The 19,691-nt window shown below is 47.7% G+C and carries 10 protein-coding genes and 1 pseudogene; 3 read left to right on the top strand and 8 right to left on the bottom strand.

The window, feature by feature from the left end; translation table 11 throughout:
* Nucleotides 1–41: 41 nt before the first annotated feature.
* Both EKM83_RS08960 and EKM83_RS08955 read left to right on the top strand, forming a co-directional pair.
* On the top strand, nt 42–1,520 hold the full coding sequence (locus tag EKM83_RS08960; protein WP_125576610.1) for an ABC transporter substrate-binding protein/permease: 1,479 nt from the start codon (nt 42–44) through the stop codon (nt 1,518–1,520).
* Nucleotides 1,513–2,253 (top strand): amino acid ABC transporter ATP-binding protein, encoded by a 741-nt coding sequence (locus tag EKM83_RS08955; protein ID WP_125576608.1) that lies wholly within the window; start codon nt 1,513–1,515, stop codon nt 2,251–2,253. Before EKM83_RS08960 ends, EKM83_RS08955 begins: the two co-directional genes overlap by 8 nt.
* Nucleotides 2,254–2,339: 86 nt before the next feature.
* Here the strand turns inward: EKM83_RS08955 and EKM83_RS08950 are convergent, their stop codons facing one another.
* The 3 genes from EKM83_RS08950 to EKM83_RS08940 form a co-directional block, all read right to left on the bottom strand.
* Nucleotides 2,340–6,362: a leucine-rich repeat protein gene (locus EKM83_RS08950; protein WP_125576606.1), complete on the bottom strand. Its 4,023-nt coding sequence runs from the start codon at nt 6,360–6,362 to the stop codon at nt 2,340–2,342.
* Between the two features lie 649 nt (nt 6,363–7,011).
* Nucleotides 7,012–8,244 carry a hypothetical protein gene (locus EKM83_RS08945; RefSeq protein WP_125576604.1) on the bottom strand — a complete coding sequence of 411 codons (1,233 nt, stop codon included), beginning with the start codon at nt 8,242–8,244 and terminating at the stop codon, nt 7,012–7,014.
* A gap of 56 nt (nt 8,245–8,300) precedes the next feature.
* The gene (locus tag EKM83_RS08940) at nt 8,301–9,416 is read right to left on the bottom strand and encodes a hypothetical protein (protein ID WP_125576602.1); all 1,116 of its coding nucleotides are present in this window, start codon (nt 9,414–9,416) and stop codon (nt 8,301–8,303) included.
* Between the two features lie 420 nt (nt 9,417–9,836).
* On the opposite strand from EKM83_RS08940, the pseudogene EKM83_RS08935 reads away from it, so the two are divergent.
* Nucleotides 9,837–10,835, top strand: a pseudogene (locus EKM83_RS08935) (IS30 family transposase); the annotation flags it as partial.
* A gap of 151 nt (nt 10,836–10,986) precedes the next feature.
* Here EKM83_RS08935 and EKM83_RS08930 read toward each other — a convergent pair.
* The 5 genes from EKM83_RS08930 to ccpA all read right to left on the bottom strand — a co-directional run bounded on the left by EKM83_RS08930 (nt 10,987) and on the right by ccpA (nt 19,605).
* Nucleotides 10,987–12,213 carry a hypothetical protein gene (locus EKM83_RS08930; protein WP_125576600.1) on the bottom strand — a complete coding sequence of 409 codons (1,227 nt, stop codon included), beginning with the start codon at nt 12,211–12,213 and terminating at the stop codon, nt 10,987–10,989.
* Nucleotides 12,214–12,226: 13 nt separating this feature from the next.
* Nucleotides 12,227–13,606, bottom strand: coding sequence for a hypothetical protein (locus EKM83_RS08925; protein ID WP_125576598.1), 1,380 nt, complete (start codon nt 13,604–13,606; stop codon nt 12,227–12,229).
* Nucleotides 13,599–17,006 (bottom strand): MucBP domain-containing protein, encoded by a 3,408-nt coding sequence (locus EKM83_RS08920; RefSeq protein ID WP_125576596.1) that lies wholly within the window; start codon nt 17,004–17,006, stop codon nt 13,599–13,601. The genes EKM83_RS08925 and EKM83_RS08920 overlap by 8 nt, the downstream gene beginning before the upstream one ends.
* 585 nt (nt 17,007–17,591) lie before the next feature.
* Entirely contained in the window at nt 17,592–18,425 is an 834-nt protein-coding gene (locus EKM83_RS08915) for a hypothetical protein (RefSeq protein ID WP_125576594.1), read from the bottom strand.
* A 178-nt stretch (nt 18,426–18,603) separates the two neighbouring features.
* On the bottom strand, nt 18,604–19,605 hold the full coding sequence (ccpA, locus tag EKM83_RS08910; protein WP_125576592.1) for a catabolite control protein A: 1,002 nt from the start codon (nt 19,603–19,605) through the stop codon (nt 18,604–18,606).
* Nucleotides 19,606–19,691 lie beyond the last annotated feature (86 nt).

Genomic DNA, 19,691 nt, shown 5'->3' with positions numbered 1-19,691 from the left:
TATAATCAAGGGCAACAACAAAAATATTGAGGAGCTTTTATATGAAAAAGAGATTGGTATTATTCCTTGCTCTGATGTTGACGCTGGTCACGGGCGTGAGTGCTTTGACCACCACGACGGCTAGTGCCGCTAGCGACAACTCACTTGCCAAGGTCCAAAAGAAGGGGACGCTGGTCATGGGGACCTCGCCCGATTACCCGCCGTATGAATTTCAAGCCACGGTTCACGGCAAGACCAAGATCGTCGGCATGGATGTCGCCGTTGGCCAAAAGATTGCCAAGGACTTAGGCGTCAAGCTCGTGGTCAAGTCCATGTCCTTTGATTCCTTATTAGTCGCCTTACAAACGGGTAAGGTCGACATGGTCATCTCCGGGATGAACCCCACGCCAGCGCGGCGGAAAAATGTCGACTTCACGCACACCTACTATCAAGGTGGCTACAGCATCGTCATCAACAAGAGTGACAAGGGGATTTATAAAGATAAGGATTCCTTCGTGGGCAAGACCATCGGCGCTCAGACCGGGTCGACCATGTACAACGAATCCAAGAAACAAACCAGTGGGACCACTGTTAAAGGGATGACCTCCGTGTCCGACCTGATCTTAGCGCTGCAAAGCCACAAGATTCAAGGGGTCGCCATGGAAAAGCCGTCCGCTCAAGCCTACGTGGCCAACAACAAGGAACTGGCTGCCATCCCTAGTCATTTTGATCTAAGTGCTTCTGACACCAGCGCTTCGGCCGCGTTCGCCAAGGGCTCCACGTCTTTGGTCAAGGCCGCTAACAAGTCCGTTGACCAAATCAAGAAGCAAGACCTGGTCAACAAAGATTATCTGCCCGCTGCCGGGAAATATTTAAAGACCAACACCGTCAACACCAGCATGCTTCACTACTGGAAAGCCTTTCTGACCGGGGTGGAATACACCTTGATCATCACGGTCTGCTCAGTATTCTTCGGGTTCATCTTAGGGGTGCTCTTATCCTTGGCACGGATGGCTCGCGGTGGCGTCTTCAAGACTGCCCTGCGGTGGTTAGCCACGGCCTACGTTGAATTCATCCGGGGCACGCCAATGATGGTCCAAGTCATGTTCGTCTACTTTGGCTTAGGCCTCATCGTCAACCTGCCCGCCCTGACCTCCGGGATTATCGCCATCTCCTTGAACTCCGGTGCCTACATTGCCGAATACATCCGGGGTGGGATCAACTCCGTGGACGACGGCCAAACTGAAGCTGCCCGGAGCCTGGGGATGTCCAGTGGCGCTACCATGCGTTACGTGGTCTTGCCCCAAGCCTTGAAGAACATCTGGCCTTCCTTAGGTAACGAATTTATTACCTTGATCAAGGATAGTTCCATCGTGTCTATCATCGGGGTCTCCGAACTGATCTTCCAAAGCAACATCGTGCGGTCCGACACTTACCGGGGCGTTGCGCCAATCGCCGTCATCATGGTCATCTACTTTGTTCTGACCTTCACGGCATCTCGTCTACTGAACTACTTCGAAAGGAGAATGCAACATGACTAAACCGATTATCGAGGTTAAAAATCTCGCCAAGCATTTCGGCGACAACCAAGTTTTAAAGGACATCACGGAACAAGTCAATCCCGGACAAGTCATTGTCGTCATTGGCCCTTCTGGTGGTGGGAAATCCACTTTTCTGCGGTGTCTGAACCTCTTGGAACACCCATCTTCTGGTGAAGTAGATTTCGCTGGTGAGGACCTGACGACCTTGGATGACAAGCGGGTCAACGAACTACGGGAACAAATGGGGATGGTCTTTCAAGGCTTCAACCTCTTCCCCAACATGACGGTGCTAGAAAACATCAAGCTGGCCCCCATGAAGGTCAAGCACGTCGATGACGCCACGGCAACGAAACAAGCTCACGAGCTCTTAAAGCAAGTCAACTTGGACGACCATGCCGACGCCTTCCCCACCAGCCTTTCCGGTGGGCAGGCACAACGGGTCGCCATCGCCCGGGCCCTTGCCATGGATCCCAAGGTCATGCTGTTTGACGAACCAACGTCTGCGTTGGACCCTGAAATGGTTGGCGAAGTGCTCAACGTTATGCAAGAACTGGCCAAACAAGGGATGACGATGGTCGTCGTCACCCACGAAATGGGCTTTGCCAAGTCCGTGGCCGACCGGGTCTGGTTCATGGCTGACGGTTACATCCAGGAAAACAATACGCCGGATGAATTCTTCAGCAATCCCCAGACTGACCGGGCCAAAGATTTTCTCTCTAAGATTTTAATGTAACCTGACGATTAAAGGGCGCCATCACAACCGCAACGGTTGGTGATGGCGCCCTTTTTAGCACGTAAGCATCTAAAGAAATCGGCTAATTACTCATGCCGCCGCTTCCGGAAGCCAACCAATCCCAGGCTCCCCAACAGGAGACCTAAGACCGTCCAGCCAGCGGATTTCTGGTCATTAGTCTGTGGCAATTTGGTCTGCGTCGTTGGCGTGATTACTGGCTTGGTCCGCAACGTCGTCTCCGTAGCTGCCCGCTTGGTAACTGACGTTGGCGTTACTTGAGCCACCGTGCCCGCAGTCCGTCGGGATTGTCCGACTGGGTCGCCTTGAATCGTAGCGGCAATGCCCGTGGTGTGCCGAGTCACCGTGTTGTAGGCACTCCGCTTAGCCCGAATGTCAATCGTGGCCCCCACACCGCCTTGATGTAAGCCTTGGTCACTGATGATTCGGTGCACCTCATTGGCTGGAGCATCTGGTGTCGCTGGTTTACTTGGCTGCGTAGGCTTCGTCGGTGTTGTCGGCTTAGTTGGGGTTTCCGGATCAGTTGGATCTGGCCCATCCGGGGTCGTTGGATCAGTCGGGTCGGTTGGATCGGTCGGTCCCGTGGTGTTGCCACCATCCCCGGTACTTGGCGCCGTCACGTGCAAGACGACCGCTTGGCTCAGGTCACCATAATGCAGCGTAACGGGGTAGTCCCCCGCCTTAGTGGTATCCGCCTGGCTCAGGTCCACGGTGATATCAGCCGTGGCGACTGGCAAGGCGTTCGTATCCGTAGCCGCCGCCTGAAAGTCCGCAGCAGTTGGCGTTTTGCCGCCGACCGTCATGGTGTAGTCGCTCCCCGTTAAGGTTGGGGTCGCGGCCGTAATCGTCAGTTGGCCCAGTTCAGGGTCACTCACGGTATAGTTGGCATTCAAATTCGTTTGGTCCAGCTGATAAGCGTAGGTCCCGACAGTTTCTCCTGCAACCCGGGTGATGGTTATCCCACTATCGGTCACGGCTTGGTCACTCCCCGCTAAGGTAATGACCGGCGTCACGACTGGATCAGCCTCGCCAGCGACCTTGCTGGCATTGGGAACACTCACGGTGATGGGTGCTGCCGTAATCGTCAATGTTGCTTTCGAGCCCAAATTTGTCCAATCAAAGTAGTTGCTGGCCGGCACTTCGCTTTGGACCCGGTCAATCGTATCTGGATTCAAAACGACCTGGTAGACCCCCACGTTAGGCAGCACTGCCGACGCTGCACTTCTAGTCGTCTGGTTCGTGTCTAACGGTTCAATCAGCAAGTCGCCCGCCTTCAGCGTGTAAACGAAACCGTCAGACAGCGTGACCTGGTAATCGGCGGGGTCAATGGTCGGCGTTGCCCCGTCATAAGTCACCGTCGAGTTGCCAGTTAAGCTGTAAGTGGCGACTCGTTTGATCACTGTCAACTGAGCTGTTGCCGAGGCCACGCCCTGATAACTGTAAGTGACGGTGTAAACGCCCGCATTTTGCGTGACTGCATTGACCGCGACGGCCTTACCACTAGCGTCGGTGACCGTCACCCCTAATTTATCAGGCGCAATCACCGTGCCGTCCGTCATCGTGGCACTCATCACATTATCGGTCGGCTGCCAGTTATCGCCGTACCAAACGGTGGAATTGACCACCTGAATGTTCGGGTCGTTCAAAACGACTTGGTAATTTCCCGTGTAGGTGGTCCCACTGCTATCCTTCAGACTCCAGGTAAACGTAAACCCGGCGAGGCCGGTTGGAATCGTAAATTTACCATTACTGTAGGTCACGCCGTTTGAAAGCTGCGTTAAGACCAAATCCTGGTTAGTCAGCTGGCCCAGGTGCACGTCAAACAAGTCATCGATCGACGTCAGCTTGGCCGTGGAGGTGAACCGCGTGGCCGTTTGGTTTTGCGCCAAGGTAGCCTGGTTGCCTGGCAGAGACACGGTCGTCAAGCGGTTGTAGTCAAAGGCCCCTTTGCCTAGAGTGACGGTCGTCGGAACCACCACACCCATTAGCTGATTACCGAAGAACGCCTGGCTGCCAATCGTTTGAATGGCGGTCGACGTGAAGTCCAGCTGACCCGCTAAGGCGTTGTAAGAAAAGGCATTGGCCCCAACGCTGGTCAGGTTAGCGTTCAAATTCAACGTGCTCAGATGGTTCCCGGCAAAGGCTAAATCGCCAATCGTCGTCAGATTCGTCGGCAAATCCAAGGTCCCCATCAACCCCGCATATTCAAAGGCACCACTCTTAATGGTCGTTAGCGCCGTCGCCTGCGTGGTATCAATCTTATTTAACAATGCATCATAGGTAAACGCATTCGCGCCCACGGTCGTCAGACTGGCGGGCAGGTTAATCGTCATCAAAGACGTATTGGCCAAAAATGCCTGGTCGCCAATCGTGACTAAGCTGGCCGGTAACGTGATGCTGGTCAGATAGGAGTCGTAAATAAATGCCGCGTTCCCGATGGTCTGGAGCTGACTGCCATCAGCGAAGGTCACTGTCGACAGGCCGGTCACCGTGTTACCATTCGCGTCCTTGCTGGTCATCGCCCCAAAGGCGTAGTCGCCAATGCTTTGCAAGCTCGCCGGCAAATTCAACGTGGTAATTTGGCCATCATAGGTAAACGCGTAGTTGCCAATCTGCTTCAGACCGTTGCCAAACGTCACGTTGGTCAGGGCGGTGTCCCCCGCAATCAGGCTATCGCCATCTTTGTATGTGGAAAAGGCGTAGTCACCAATCTGTTGTACCCCGTCACCCAAGGTCAGCGAGGTCAAGCTGGTCAGCCCAGCAAAGGCCGCCGTGCCCATGGTCGTTAACGTTGGAATCGACAAGGACGTCAGGCTGGCATCATTGGCAAAAGCCAGGTCCCCAATGCTCTGTAACTGTGTGGCCTGACTGAAGTCAACGCTTGCTAAATGACTGTTATATTTAAACGCGCCATCGCCAATCGTTTGAATGGTTGCTGGTAAAACGACGGCCTGCAGGTCAGTCCCCAAAAACGCCACGTTCCCAATGCTCTGCACTTGCGTATCCCCAAGGTTCACCGCAGCCAGATTGCTATTGTATTCAAACGCACCATTCCCAATGGTGGTGACCGACGCCGGTAACGTCAGGGAAGTCAAGTTGTCGCCAACAAAGGCCTGCTCACCGATCGTCGTCAGCGTGTGATTTTCACTGAGATCGACGACCTGTAAGTTCCCCAGATAAGCAAAGGCGTTAGCGCCAATCGTGGTAATCCCATCGCCAATCACAAAGGTCGTGACGTTGTCATTACGATTCATAGAAGAGGCAAACGCCCCGTCAGCAATCGTCGTCACCCGGTACGTCTTGTCCCCATTGGTAACGGTCGACGGAATCACGATGGTATCACTAGTCGTTTGACTCAACAGACCATTGATTGTTGCCGTTTCAGTCGAGTCATCATAAGTAATGTCAAAATTACTCTGGTCCGTGACCGGAGCGACCGCCACCCTCGCCATCATTGGCGCAACGGCTGACTTCGCTAAATTACCGCTCGCTGCTGACTGCTCTTCACCATTGGTGTCTGCCCCCTCGGCTGGTGCTTCATCCAGCAGTTCATCTTCAGTCACTGGCGCCACCGGTGATTGAGTAGCCGGTGTTGTTGGTGCTGCCTTCTGATCAGCAGCTGGTGACTCCGGGGCGTCTTCATCCGTGTCAGTCGCTGGTTCACCAGTCGTAGTATTGGTATCAGTGTTGGTATTAGTATTAGTGTCAGTATTCGTATCAGTATTCGTATCGGTATTCGTATTGGTATTCGTATCAGTATTCGTATTGGTATCCGTATCAGTATTCGTATCAGTATTCGTATCGCTATCAGTCGATGAGCCCGCATCCCCAGTCGCTGTCGTTGACGAGTCTGTCACTCCCGTGGAATCGTTACCATTATTTTGTGAAGACTTCAACGTTACCGCCGAGCCACTCGCGACATTAGTCGTTTTCGCGGTCTGACTCGTATCATCACTGCCAGATGTTGTGTCCGCATGTGCTAACGTATCTTGACCTACCGCGGTACCCAAACCCACGGCAACCACCGTAATGGCAGCGAAAACCCAGTGCTTGCCATCCTTGTACATCTTGTAATGCTGCTTCATTTGCATCGCTGCTTACCCCTCTCACAATTGGAGTCGTTTGTCCCCCAAAGCCTAGTTCTCATTTAACAAATGATTGGGTTGCTAATGCCTCAACTTGCATTTTAGCTACTTGAATTATCAGTGCAACTAACTACTATTTATGATACCAAGTTAGAACCTAATCCTTACCAATTCACCAACCATTTGTTATCTCACTTTATTTACACCAGCTAGATATTTACACGATAAAATTAATTACAAATTATTTTATACCGCAAATTCTCCAGGGTCAATCACTAAATCGAAAAAAGGTTAACTATTTCAAAGAATTTTGGAATGAACTAATTGTCTAGGGGGTCAATCATTGCATTTTACAAGGAAAGTTGCCACAAAAAAGCCCGCAACCAGAATCGTTGCGAGCTCACAAATTTGGTTTCATTTGGTACATCCACCAATAACAATGCCTAGCGTTGCCAAAACTATAATTGTCCTTTTTTTATTTTTAAGTCTTCCTTTCTTCAAATCTATAATCTTATGTAACCGAGACTGCAACGAATCCAGAAATCTAATTTGGACCGTTAATCAGTCCCGCCTAGCCTCCGGAGTGGCGCGTACTTTTCGTTAACAAGATCCTTTATTTCTGAGTTTTCCCCATCAACGACACGTCATAAGCTGACTACTTAAAATCCGCCAATGGATAACTCATAATGTCTTTCGGTATACGGGTTTTAAACCCAACCTTACCATTCCGATAAATCCAAATGGTCGCGTAACTGTCAGTTCCATAAGTCCGCACACGAACCAGCTTCTTACTCTTATGCTTGTAAAAGTGCACGGTTGACCATGCACCTTCATCAAATTCATGTGAAACGGTAAAATGGGTCCGTAATTTTTTCTTATTGGTGATGGTCTTCCAAGGCTTGCGCCAATACTCAAAGGTCCGTACCTTGACCGCCTTGCCACGCTTGAAATCGATGCGAATTGGCCGATTATCCATTCCCATCGTCAGCACTCGCAAAGTATGCTTCCGCTTATTCCGAATCTGATAAACCCGTTGTGGCAGTGCCGTACTATCGCTCACGTCCACCCGTGTCCCTGCCGATTTACGACTTTGCTTTTTCACCACCATTTTTTCATGAGCCTTGGGCTTAAGGAGTTGCTGTCCAGGATCACGATAATAGCCGGCAATCAGCGTCTTGGGTGACTTGTATACCCAGCCTAATGGCCGCTTAGCCGTACTTAAGTAAACGTAATGACTGCCATTATATTTAACCAATTCTTTGGTAGCATACAGCTGCGTTCTTGCCAAACGATCGAATACGTGCGTCACGTAGGTGTAATGCTTAGTATTGGCCGGTGCCGACCAGATACGATGCTCATAGGGATTGCCCACGTAGTATGGTTGCTTCTGCGAATAATGCCATTCAGATTTTACCGTTGAAAAAGGCTTTAACCCATCTGCTTTCACAAAGCCATAATTTGTGATTTCAGTTGTATCACCTGAATTTTCCGGACTATTTCTATTCTCAAAGCCATTAGGATAAAACATGACAACGCGATAGTACACACCAGTTGTGGTTTCATACTCTTTGATTGCTCCAAAAATACTGCCCCGTGCGGTGATATTGTCAGAAATAATCCCATCCTTCGTGCCATATTCCTTTAAACTTCGATAAAACACTGTCTTTTTATTGGCAACCTTATACCCAACGTCGGGATTCATTTTTTCGACTGAAATAATTTTGCCAACCGGTGATGCCTTAACCGAAGTCTTAGCTACTGAACGCTGCTTACTTGGCGTGCTTTTTGAGCTACTAGCAGACACCCTTTTCCCTTGTGACGCACTATTGGCACAGCCACCAACAATGATGCCTAATGCTACCAAAGCCACAATTGCTTTCTTCTGCATCCTACCATCCCCTCGTTCCAATCAAGAAATAGACCGTCAATCGAAAACAAGTCTATCTACTTATAATCATTAATCGAATAAGTAATACTTTTCTCGTCAACATCCGTAAAGAACTTCACATGACCATTCCGATAAACATCAACGTACCCACCGCCATCAAAGCCTAGCGTCTCCAATCTAACTAATTTCTTATTCTTAGTTGAGTAAAAACGGTTTTGAGTTGCATCAACGCTTGCGTAATCATATTCATGCTGCACAAGATACTTCGTTCGCAATTTTTTCTTGTTGGTTGTCGATTTCCAGGGCGTTCGCCGATACTTGTACGTCTTTACCTTAACCGCTCGTCCGTTGCGGAAGTATATCTTGGTGGGGCGATTGTCCATACTGATAATCAGCACTCTAACAATCTGATTTTTCCGATTCTTAACCAGATAAGCGCGTTGCTGTAACGATAAGCTATCATTGACACCAACCCGATTTTTCGTTGATTTCTTACTTTGAACCTTGGTGACAAGATGCTCGTGTCTTTTCAATTTCAATAATTGTTTCCCCGGATCACGGTATTTTCCCGCAATAAGTGTATGCCGAGCCTTATAGACCCAGCCTAACTTACGTCCTTTTGCAGTTTCTAAGTACACATAATGTAGATTCTTATGCGTAATCAGTTCCTTGGTTGCATACAACTGCTGGGTGGTCAACCGATCGAAGACGTGAGTGATGTAAGTATACGCTTCCGTATACTTCGATAATCTGTTCTTCATGGTCTGCATTCGCTTGGCCGTCTCTGTGAAGTAGAAATGTCCTCCCTTATCAAAGGTTAAGTCGTGTAACTGCAAATATGTTTTCACTCGACGGGACTTGAGCCCTACAGACTTCACAGTATGGGTCACTCGGACCAACATGCGCCATGTCTTGGACGGTGCTAAGGTGTGCATACTGATCTTTTGAAAATTAAACTCACGATAATTTCCACTATCATGTTTGGCCGTGAGCGCCGCATTGTATAACCGACCATCTTTGGGGTTATATGAGAAGCTCTGCCCATGACCCATCTTGAATTTCTTCCCAATTACAACTGCAGAAAATATTTTGTAATTGGCCTTACTCAAATGCTTCTTAGCTTTTCTTCTCTTGGATGCCCACTTTTTCTTCCCTTTTTTCTTACTCGACAAAGGTGCCAGATACTTCTTGGATTTTTGTAATGCTTAACAACCTTATTGTGCTTACCTTTCTTATTAACATACTTATCCAACACTCCAAGGTCGTACCGCACAATCTGTCCCATACGATTGTTATTCCCCTTGTTAAACGACATTTGAATAAACATGTACGTATGTTTACTCTTCGTTCCTGGTGCCTTAAACTTAACGATTGCTACACCTTGGGGCTCCGCATGTTTACCTAATAAGGCTATGCGATTAAAGGATTTGTTTTTTTACTGGTTTTCCGTCAGCCAAAAATGAAACCCGAATTTAAAATTGAAGTGCAACACCCGGTAAGATAATTTTAGGTAAACAAATAGGCCATGGAGACCTACTTTTAAGCGTCGAAACCAAAAAGAAAGAGGACTCTCCATGACCCACTAAAATCTTAGCACTGCTCGCTACTACCAACAACTCTCAGCCGAAGAAAGTAGTCAAATCCAAGCACTTCACGAAGAGGATTATTCTGTTCGTCGGATTGCTAAACGGCTCAATCGTAATCCTAGTACCATCAGTCGTGAGCTCAAGCGAGGTACCGTCCGTCAGCTGGACTCAAACTACCTGCCTTACTTCAAATACTACGCTGCCACCGGTCAGCTGATCTACGCTAAGAACCGGCTTCATTGCCATTCTAAGGGCCTATTGAAGCGTTGTTGGTTGTTCTTCAAGATGTTTTGTACCGAATTAAAAAAGCACTTCCGCGTCGACAGTGTCGACAGTTTCGTTCATCGCTTCCGGCGGGAACACCCTGGTAAGCCCTGTCCTTCGACCCCCACGGTCTACCGCTACATCGCACTACGGAATGCCGACTTACCAGTAAAGCTACGCAGACGAGTCAAGAGCTGGCGTAATGCCCACCAACGGATGAATAAGAAGGTCCTAGGCACTTCCATTGAGGAACGGCCGGAGATTGTCGATAAACGAACAACAGTCGGTGATTGGGAAGGCAACCTCATCAAAGGCAAACGTACCGTGAACGAACCGGCTCTGATGACACTCACTGACCGCTCGAGTCGCTACGAAATTATCGTTAAAATTCCCAATTACCACGCCGACACCTGTCGTGATGCACTTCAAACAATCATCAATGCTTACGTACTAGAGAAGTTCCACTCGGTCACTTTTGACAACGGCAGTGAGTTCGCACTACTGGACCAGGTCGCGGGGACCCAGGTCTACTTCGCTCATCCTTATGCACCCTGGGAACGTGGTAGTAACGAGAACCAAAACGGCTTGATCCGTGAGTTCATACCTAAAGGCATGTCCATGCGCGTCTTTGATGAAAGCTACATCACCAACGTCCAGTACGTGCTTAACCATCGGCTACGCAAGTCTCTGGGCTACCTCAGTGCTAGTGAAGTTTTTGAGCTCTTATCACCGTCCAACTAAAGCTACGCTAAAAGTATTTTCCCATGGTCAACCTACTCCAGCTGGTGTTGCACTTGATTTGACAATTCGGGATCTATTTATAGTCATTGATTGAGTAAGTAATACTACCCTCGTCAACATCCGTAATGGACTTCAACAGCTTACTCCTACCCTAGTCAAAATCTGCAATCGGAAAAGTATTCAAATCTTTCGGTATTTCTGTCGAAAATCTCACCCTTCCATTACGATAAACAGTAGCCATAGCTGTGCCATCGTTCCCCATAGTCACAGCCTTCACAAGTTTTTTATTCTTTTTTGAATAAAAAGATGTTTTAGTTGCTGCAGAGTTCGTGTACAGATGTTCAGCGAGATAGTGTTTCTTTAACTTTTTGAGACCTGTTACTGTTTTCCAAGGCACTCGACGATAAGTATAACTAATCAATTTAGTCACTCGACCGCCTCTTAGATAGAGCTTCGTTGGCCGATTATCCATTCCTACTACAAGAATACGAACAATCTTATGATAACGATTTTTAACTAAATAAACTCGTTGTTGTGTTGCCATACTATCATTCGTCGTAACCCGATTATGAGTGGATGCCTTGCTTTGCACCTTTTTAATTAACGTCTCATGCGTTTTAGGCTTCAATAATTGTTTACCGACGTCTCGATATTTTCCAGCAATCAAGACACTTCTTTTCTTAACAACCCATCCAAGCTTTTTCCCGCCTGCCGTTTGCAAGTAGACATAATGCTTGCCCGTACTTTTAACCAATTCTTTAGTCGCATACAGTTGCACCGTGGTCAACCGATCGAAAACATGACTAATATACGTGTAGTGTTTGGTATCAACGGGATTATTCCAAATACGATGACTATACGGATTGGCTACATAGTATGGTACTTTCTTGTGATAGTTCCACTCTGAGGTCACTGGGTGAAAGCGCCGCATGTCGTTTGCTTTAACATACCCTCCTTCCCCCCAGAACTTAATGTATGACGAGTTTGCTGGATGTTTTTTATTGCTAAAACCGTTTGACTGAAATTGAATCAAATGGTAATAAATTCCCGTTGTTGTCTGATACCTTTTCGTAATTCCAAATACCTCTCCCGACGATGCCTTGTAAGTAGCCAGTTTATCTGATTTTTTACCAAATTTTGTCAAACTATGATAAGCAAGAACCGACTTCTTACCTACTTTGTAGGCGACATCCGGATTCATTTCTTTATCACTCAGGATCTTACCAACAGCGACCATTGCACTTGACTTGTCTTCGATTTTATTGGACTGCAGTTGACTAGAACTGGCATGTACATCGTCCTCATGACCGTTTTCAGCACAGCCAACCATCATGACACTCAATACCATTGCGATACTTAAATATAACCTTTTTGACATAACGTAATCCCCTTTACTTCACTTTTACTTTTGAAATTGTAGCTTCGGCATATCTATTCAAAACTAAGTACCCCTTCCCGTTGCTCCGAATTCCCATTCCCTCAGACTCACGATGGTTTTTTAAAACTGTAAAGTTCAAAGATTTTGCACTCATCTTATGATTCAACTTACTAATTGGAATCGACATAAATGCATTATCATAGACTAAGAATAGTCTCTTTACACTTCCACTATAAGCCAGACCTTGATTTTGATAACCAATTGCATTACTTACATGTTCAACCATTGTAATCGAGATACTGGTTTTCTTAGTCTTCCGATTCCTTTTAAATTTTCCACGATAAATTACCAATCCTCGCCCTCTAGAATTTCTTGTTTTACTGTACTTAGATCCCGGTCTATACCCTTTGGCATATTCCCGAAGACGTGCTTTTTTTGCATTTTTTTTTAGTTTCCTATCAGAATAGGCCCGCGTAAAGTAAAAATTGCCTTTACTATCAAAAGTTAAATCATGTATCTGCAAGTACGCCGTTGTCCACGTTATTGGGAAAAACCAAAGAATCTTTTTTGTTTTTCTCAATCGAACATTAAGTTTCCAAGTCTTAACAGGTTTGAGCTTCTTCAAACTTATCTTTTGAAATTTGAAAGGATGTGCTCTTTTTCCAGTATCCCGTGTAAGACTATAGGCAACGTTATAAAGATGCTTATCATGTGGGTTATATGAAAAGCTTTGTCCATGCCCTGTGTAAAACTTAGGTCCAAAAGTAACAGCTGTGTAGACTTTGTAATTGAACTTACTCAAATGTTTTTTTGCCGATCTCTTCAACTTTCCCCGCTTTGCTTTTTCCTTGCTCTTACTTGACATCGGATATATATACTTTCTTGCTTTTTGCAAAGCCCTTACAATCTTGTCGTGTTTTCCATCCCTATTAATTAATTTATCCATCGTGGCTAAATTATACTTAACTATTCTCCCCTTTCTCTTATTTCCATGGTGTCGGAAACTCATTTGCACATACATATAGTGTCCGACAATTGCGACCGCTTGCGGTTCCCCATACCTGCCGATATACTTAATCTTATTATACTTTTTGATATACTTATTTACTGGCTTTCCATCCACTAAAAAAGCATATCGTGAAAAATTATAATGTATTCCTTTCCCAGGGAAAACTCTAACAGCTCGATAATTTTTGCTTACCGGGCTAACCTTCTGTCTCTCGTACTTATTGGCTCTAGGCCTAAACCATCTTTTGGTAATTTTCAATGTGTTAACTGACTTCGGTGATTTCACATCAACCACATTGACAGTTGCTGCATTCACGTCCAGTGGCAATAGCGTTACCGTTATCATAATGATTACTGCAAATTTTAACCATCTTTTATTAATCATCGTACTCTCCTCGTTTGAATACCCTCATCGCAACTGCCAATGCGTTTACCAGAACTCCCAAAATTCCCAAAAATGGTAGATAAACACTACTATATTCTCCAGTTTGAGGAAGCCGCTTTTCCGACATACGCCTGGTGAAATTATTTCTGACCACACCAGAAGAAAGAGATGTATCTTTACTGGTGCGAGTAACCTGAACACTAACTTTATTTAACCAATTAGTTTGGTCTCTTCCTGATAACTCCCAAAAACTAGACGCTAGTGCAACTTTAGGCTTCAATTTATACTTAGTCTCACTGATTAAGTGCCCCTCTTTATCAAAAGTAGCTTTCAACCAATACGAGCCTGAAATCCGTATCGATAATTGACGACCTAATACTTCTCCACTTTTTTTCGAACTACCTATCTTGTCATCACTAAAGTTCTGTTCCCGATACTGTCCATAAGTCTTCGTCGTTAGGCTAATGAGCTTGTGGTGTTTAATTGTGCCTAGGCTAGTCCACTTTAACGTTCCACCGAAGGTTAGCTGTTGAACGTATACCTTGCCGCTCCCCGCCTGGTTGGTCGTCATCAATTGCGCATTCAAAGCACCGTAAACGTTGCTCTTGAAAATCCACTGGTGATGGCCGATCTTGACCGTTGCATTCTTGGTCAGCTTGAAGTTGTGCTGGCTGTAGACCTGCTTACCACGGGCATTCTTGACGGTAATTTTAACCTGGTTAGGATTACTGCTGTCATAAATCGTGGTGTAGCCATTAGGCCACTTTTGAATTGCCTGGCGAAAGCCATATTCACCATTTACTGACAATGATGAACTCCTCAAGCCAGTCACTGCGCTCTTAGTATCAATATATTGCTTGATTTCACGCCCATTGGCACTAACTGTTGCACGATCCGCCACTGGCAAGGTCTTGCTATACAAGTGTGAAATGGTAATTGCACCGGTCTTAGAGATAGATACCTTGATCTTCTCGCCTGTATTGCTGGTGATAGTCACAGATTTTCCCTTTAACACCGTCGCTTGTTGATGAAAAGTATCGACATCAATATCATCGTCTAGGGTGCCCACTAGATACTTTCCATTAGGTTTAATCAACACCACAGTAGTGTCTTCATTAACATCTGGATGAATTTGCATGACCCCAATCAACTTATCTAAGCCATTAAAAACTGGGATTGTCTCTGAACCATCGTAGCTCAAATACGGCTGGTTCCAGGCCTGCTTATACCGCAACGTGATTGTCCGGTTCTCCGCATAGGTTCCCGTCAACAGTGACTTAGCCCCCGAGTAGATCTCACTCCATTGTGGAACGTCTAACACGGACAGCTGGTAAGAATCGTTGTACAATCCTTGAATCGTCCGCTTCAAGCCCAATTCCTTGTCTAAATCATTGTCATAGTTGTCAATATCGCGAATCTTGATGGTGATTGTCTTAGCCTGGTAGTGGAAAATGATGGCTGTCGGATTAGTCGCATACGTACCAGTGACGTGTTCCACTGACTTCAAGTCGTACCCGGTCAACGTGCGCTGCAGGCGATTGGCATCATATGGAGTGGCTAACCGTCCCGTTAGACTGGTGGCAAGCGAAATCTCTTTGCCCCGTTGATCCACGAATTTGACCGGAATGGTGACCGTCAGCGGCGCATATTCATAGATTGCTGGTTGATTCTCATCGGTGAAGGTTCCATTGGTGCGAACCTGACCGACCAATCGGTAATTATCAAGCGTGAGCGCACTGGTCGCATAGGGCGTCCCGTAGATCAGTCGTTGTCGCTGGTCAGGGGCGACTGACGTGGTGGTGCCTTGAATGTAATAATGCGTCACTAAGTAATGCTTCTTGTCGACCAGCGTCGTGACCGCGTTGGACGCCTGCGTATCCCCATCGATCGTGGTTACCGCGTGAAAGTTTAGCCGCTGAACCTGATCCGTCTGGGGCGCGTTCATGGTCAATTGCAAGGTGTACCGGTGACCGTAAAAATCGCTGTTCTGCAAGGCGTCCGTAGTAGCCGTCACTTTGAAGGCCTGACCACTATTAGCGTTGGTGAAGAACTGGGTGACGTCATTACCCACCTCATCGACGACCTTGAAGCCAGTAATCGTCGCATTCTGTGGCAATTTACCCGTTAGGGCCACACTGCCGTAGTAGAACTGCGCCCATTCGTCTGGAATGATCTGGTTCAGATTGTACGTGTAGGTCGATTCACCATCCTTGACGGTATCCCGTAAGACAGCCGTCTCATCACTGTCACTCACGGTCAAAGTAGGCGTGACCGTAGCCGTGGCCAATGGCTTTTGTGGAATATAGTTGACGCCCCACGCCGTCATTTTGGTGGGAACAGAGCCGTCTAAGCCATCGCTGTAACGAAAGGTCAAGGCACTCTGATTCGTATATGTAAATGTCAACATGGAATACTGGCCATCAGACGGCGTATTACCCGAGTCTGGTGACACCAGCGTCAAGTAGCCATTGTTTTCCGTATAGCGGAGCCAGTTGTCCGTCTGCCCACTCAGTGGGTCCGGCCCCTCGGGAATGTAGACATTATCAATGTTGGCCCACTGACTATCCGTGATACTGACGGTTTGGTTACCGTCGATATCGGTCAGCGTCAAGAGCCCCGTCACGTTCTCGGCGGCTCCGGAATCACTCCGGACGAATTGGTATTTTACATCGCCCCAACCGGCACCCCGAAAGTTGGAATAGATCATCGTGGTGTATGTCTCCACGTACGCGGGATCTGTTTCCGATAGCCGACCCCAATCCGTATAGAGAATATTCATGTCCAGGCTGTGCCCCGCGGCATCAAAACCGACGTTCGTGTACTTAAAGCCTACCGCGCCCTTAGTCGCCGTGGTCAAGTCTGCGGCAATCGTATGTTTCTTGGTCACGGGTTTCTCCGTTCCAATCACTGACACCGTCGTCGTGCCACTCCCGTTGAACTTCGGAATGAACGCGTACTTACCTGCCAATTTCTGAGTGCCATCGGGCGTCACCGCCTTAGGATTCTTCGCAATTGGCGTCGCACTGGCATAGTCGGTCTGCGTGGTCGGATCGTTAGCCGGGGATTCAGTCGACTTTTCGTCAGTAGTGACCGGAGCTGTGGCGTCGGTTGGCTCATCACCGTGCGTTGCGTTCTGTGCTTCATCGGTGTTCTGCTGGGGTGTCCCAGGTTGCTTCGTTTCAGGAGCCGCATCCGGTTCTGAATCGGCCGGTTGCTGGTCCGCGTTGTCTGGTTGTGCTGGTGTCTTCGGCTGACTCACCGGGGTAGTGGCTGCTGGCTTGTTTTTGCCCAAAACCACGCTGTTCACTGGTTGAGCAGCGGCCTGTTGGGCAAGAGGTATCGTGTCTTGCGCCGGTATGGGATTAGATTCATCCCCCGTGGCGGCCTTGGCCGACGTCATCCCTAGACTAACGCTCAGTAAGACCGTTCCCGTTAGTAGTCCGTAGTTTAGCGACTTTGTACATTTTTTTTACGTGAAGACTATTCTGGCTGTTTACCTTTGTTCTCCCGTTGCTCATCTGTTGAGCCCCCTACTAAAATAGTGTTTCGACCCCCTGGTAATCGACAATTGACTGATAGTTCACTGAATTTACTGACACGATCACCCTCACGGATTTGCCTGGATGGGGTCAATCAAGATTGCTCTTCCATTCACATGAATTCATCCGTGACATCCCCGATTCACGAATATCCCCGAATACATCAGTCTCGTTGCCGACTGTTCTTAATCAGCAGCATCCCAATAAAGTCGAATTATTACATTTCTTATATTGCGCCTCCCTTAAACTAATTGCAAGATAATATAACAAAAACATTTCAAAAGTCGACTGTTTTAATGGCCGGTTATTTGGCTGGCCATTTCCCCTATACTCTAACTAACGAAATCCAATCGAGTTTTATAACTCTGATTGAACATACTTAAGAAAAAGATAATATTTCTCTTTAAACAAAAAGTTCGAGACCCATGTCCCGAACTCATTAGTATTTAATTCTCACGCCGGAACGTCCGGTGCCCTAATAAGACAAGGCCGCCGACGATAATTTCCGCCGCACCAGCGAACATGATGACGCCCAAGCCACTACGGCCAATCGCCGTCAATAAGTTATTGACCGTTTGACTAGTTCCCGTCAACACGAATGGCAAGAAGAAGTAGCCGCCTAGGCCAACTAAACCACTCAGTAAGCCGCCCAAAGCCAAACCCGGCCCCAGACTGGCAAATACATGGTGCACACTTAGTGCATAGAAGAACGTCACGACCAGCAGCATGACCGCAGCCAGCATGAGCCAAAAATTCAGCTTTTTAGCCCGCTGAACCTGAATCGCAGCTTGTTGCATAGCGGTGGTGTTAAACGCCGCCTTCGCCCGTTTCTGGGCCTCCTGGCTAATTTGACGCAGCAATTTGCTAGACGCAGTGACCCCCATGGCCTGGGCCTGACTGCTGACCGCCGCCGACAGGTCAGTTCCGTCAACCGTTGTGGTGGTCGTGTCACCGTACAATTCTGCCACCCCGATTGCCAAATATGGTTGCGCCACACCTGACGTGATGGGTGCTCCAGAAATTCCCAGGTTCTCCAAGTCATCGTTCAGACGATTGATGACCTTTTCCCCATAACTGGATCTGGACACGACCCCCGCCGTGTAATTCGCGTTAAAAACCGTCAATCGCAATCCCACCGTGATCGTTAACAAAAGCAGTAAGAAAGCGACCCACCGTGCCAGCGCTGGTCGGCGTTGATACGCAGTTGGTGGCGCTGGCTGTTGTTGTGGTTCCTGCTCCTCATTGGCATGGTAGCGTGCCATGCGACTATTTTCACTCATTAGAACCACCTCCCAATACCCAATATGATTTGCTTATCATTGTAGCACATCTAGATTTCAGTTTGATTAACACTGGCTTAATCATACCGAAACTTACAAATCGACGTCTTGTGTTGATGTTCCGTAGACATACGAAAAGGTTCTGGAAACAGCGCTCCAAAACCTTTTCATGAGTTACTTATTTCGTCGAACTCCGCTTCATTAACCCGTAAGGCAAGATGACGGTGTTCTCTTCAACCGTTTCGTTGTTCATGAGCTTGGTCAACAGACGCATAGCCACGGCCCCAATATCATAGAGGGGTTGCGTGATAGAGCTCATCTTTGGCCGAACCAGCTCAGTCAGCTTGGTGTCGTTGCTGGTGATCACTTCAAATTCGCCAGGAACGTCCACACCAGCGTCGGTCAAGCCGTTCATGACCCCAGCGGCTAATTCATCGTCACCCACGAAGGCGGCGGTCGCACCGGCAGCGCTCAGTGCTGGTTCCAGTGATTGGCCAGCCTTGTAAGTGTAGTCCGTTTCAAAGACCAACTTATCATCATAGGCAATACCGGCGTCCTTCAAGGCCTTCTTGTACCCTTTCAACCGGTAATCATGGTTGATGGCTTCATCCATTGAGCCAGAAACGAACGCAATCTTTTGGTTGCCATGGTCGATCAGGTTCTTCACAGCTTCCGCAACCGCCGCCACATAGTCGATGTTGACGCTCGGTTGGGCCTTTTCAGAATCCACTGACCCGGCTAAAACGACGGGCGCCTTGGACCGCTTGAACTCTTCGCGCAATTCGTCGGTCACTTGGTTCCCCATGAAAATGATTCCGTCGACTTGCTTAGCCATCAAGGTGTTCAGGACTTGAACTTCCTTGCCCCCGTTTTCATCGGAGTTGGTCAGGATAATGTTGTACTTGTACATCATCGCAATATCATCGATCCCCCGTGCTAGTGAGGAGAAGTAGATGTTGGTGACGTCGGGGATGATAACCCCCACAGTCGTTGTCTTCTTACTTGCCAGTCCCCGAGCAACAGCGTTTGGCCGATAGTCGAGCCGGTCAATAACTTCTAAAACTTTCTTCCGTGTAGCTGGCTTAACATTGGGATTGCCATTAACCACCCGCGAGACGGTGGCCATGGAGACCGCCGCTTCGCGTGCCACATCGTAAATTGTAACTGTTTGTTTTTCCATAGCGATAGCCCTTTCTTTCTTGTTTTAATTTGTTTTCATTCGTTTTCAAGCAACTTGACCAGTATACAGAAAGTCAATCAGGGACG

Origin of the sequence: Levilactobacillus angrenensis (assembly GCF_003946085.1) — a bacterium.
In the GTDB taxonomy this organism is placed as follows: Bacteria; Bacillota; Bacilli; order Lactobacillales; family Lactobacillaceae; genus Levilactobacillus; species Levilactobacillus angrenensis.
The sequence above is the reverse complement of the archived record's forward strand: the minus strand, read 5'-3'. Positions and strand labels throughout refer to the sequence as shown.

Excerpts from the sequence above, each read along its gene's own strand:
- EKM83_RS08925 (WP_125576598.1), bottom strand. The coding sequence starts at position 13,606 with ATGATTAATAAAAGATGGTTAAAATTTGCAGTAATCATTATGATAACG.
- EKM83_RS08920 (WP_125576596.1), bottom strand. The coding sequence starts at position 17,006 with ATGACGTCGGCCAAGGCCGCCACGGGGGATGAATCTAATCCCATACCG.
- EKM83_RS08930 (WP_125576600.1), bottom strand. The coding sequence starts at position 12,213 with ATGTCAAAAAGGTTATATTTAAGTATCGCAATGGTATTGAGTGTCATG.
- EKM83_RS08955 (WP_125576608.1), top strand. The coding sequence starts at position 1,513 with ATGACTAAACCGATTATCGAGGTTAAAAATCTCGCCAAGCATTTCGGC.
- EKM83_RS08915 (WP_125576594.1), bottom strand. The coding sequence starts at position 18,425 with ATGAGTGAAAATAGTCGCATGGCACGCTACCATGCCAATGAGGAGCAG.
- EKM83_RS08960 (WP_125576610.1), top strand. The coding sequence starts at position 42 with ATGAAAAAGAGATTGGTATTATTCCTTGCTCTGATGTTGACGCTGGTC.
- EKM83_RS08945 (WP_125576604.1), bottom strand. The coding sequence starts at position 8,244 with ATGCAGAAGAAAGCAATTGTGGCTTTGGTAGCATTAGGCATCATTGTT.
- ccpA (WP_125576592.1), bottom strand. The coding sequence starts at position 19,605 with ATGGAAAAACAAACAGTTACAATTTACGATGTGGCACGCGAAGCGGCG.
- EKM83_RS08950 (WP_125576606.1), bottom strand. The coding sequence starts at position 6,362 with ATGCAAATGAAGCAGCATTACAAGATGTACAAGGATGGCAAGCACTGG.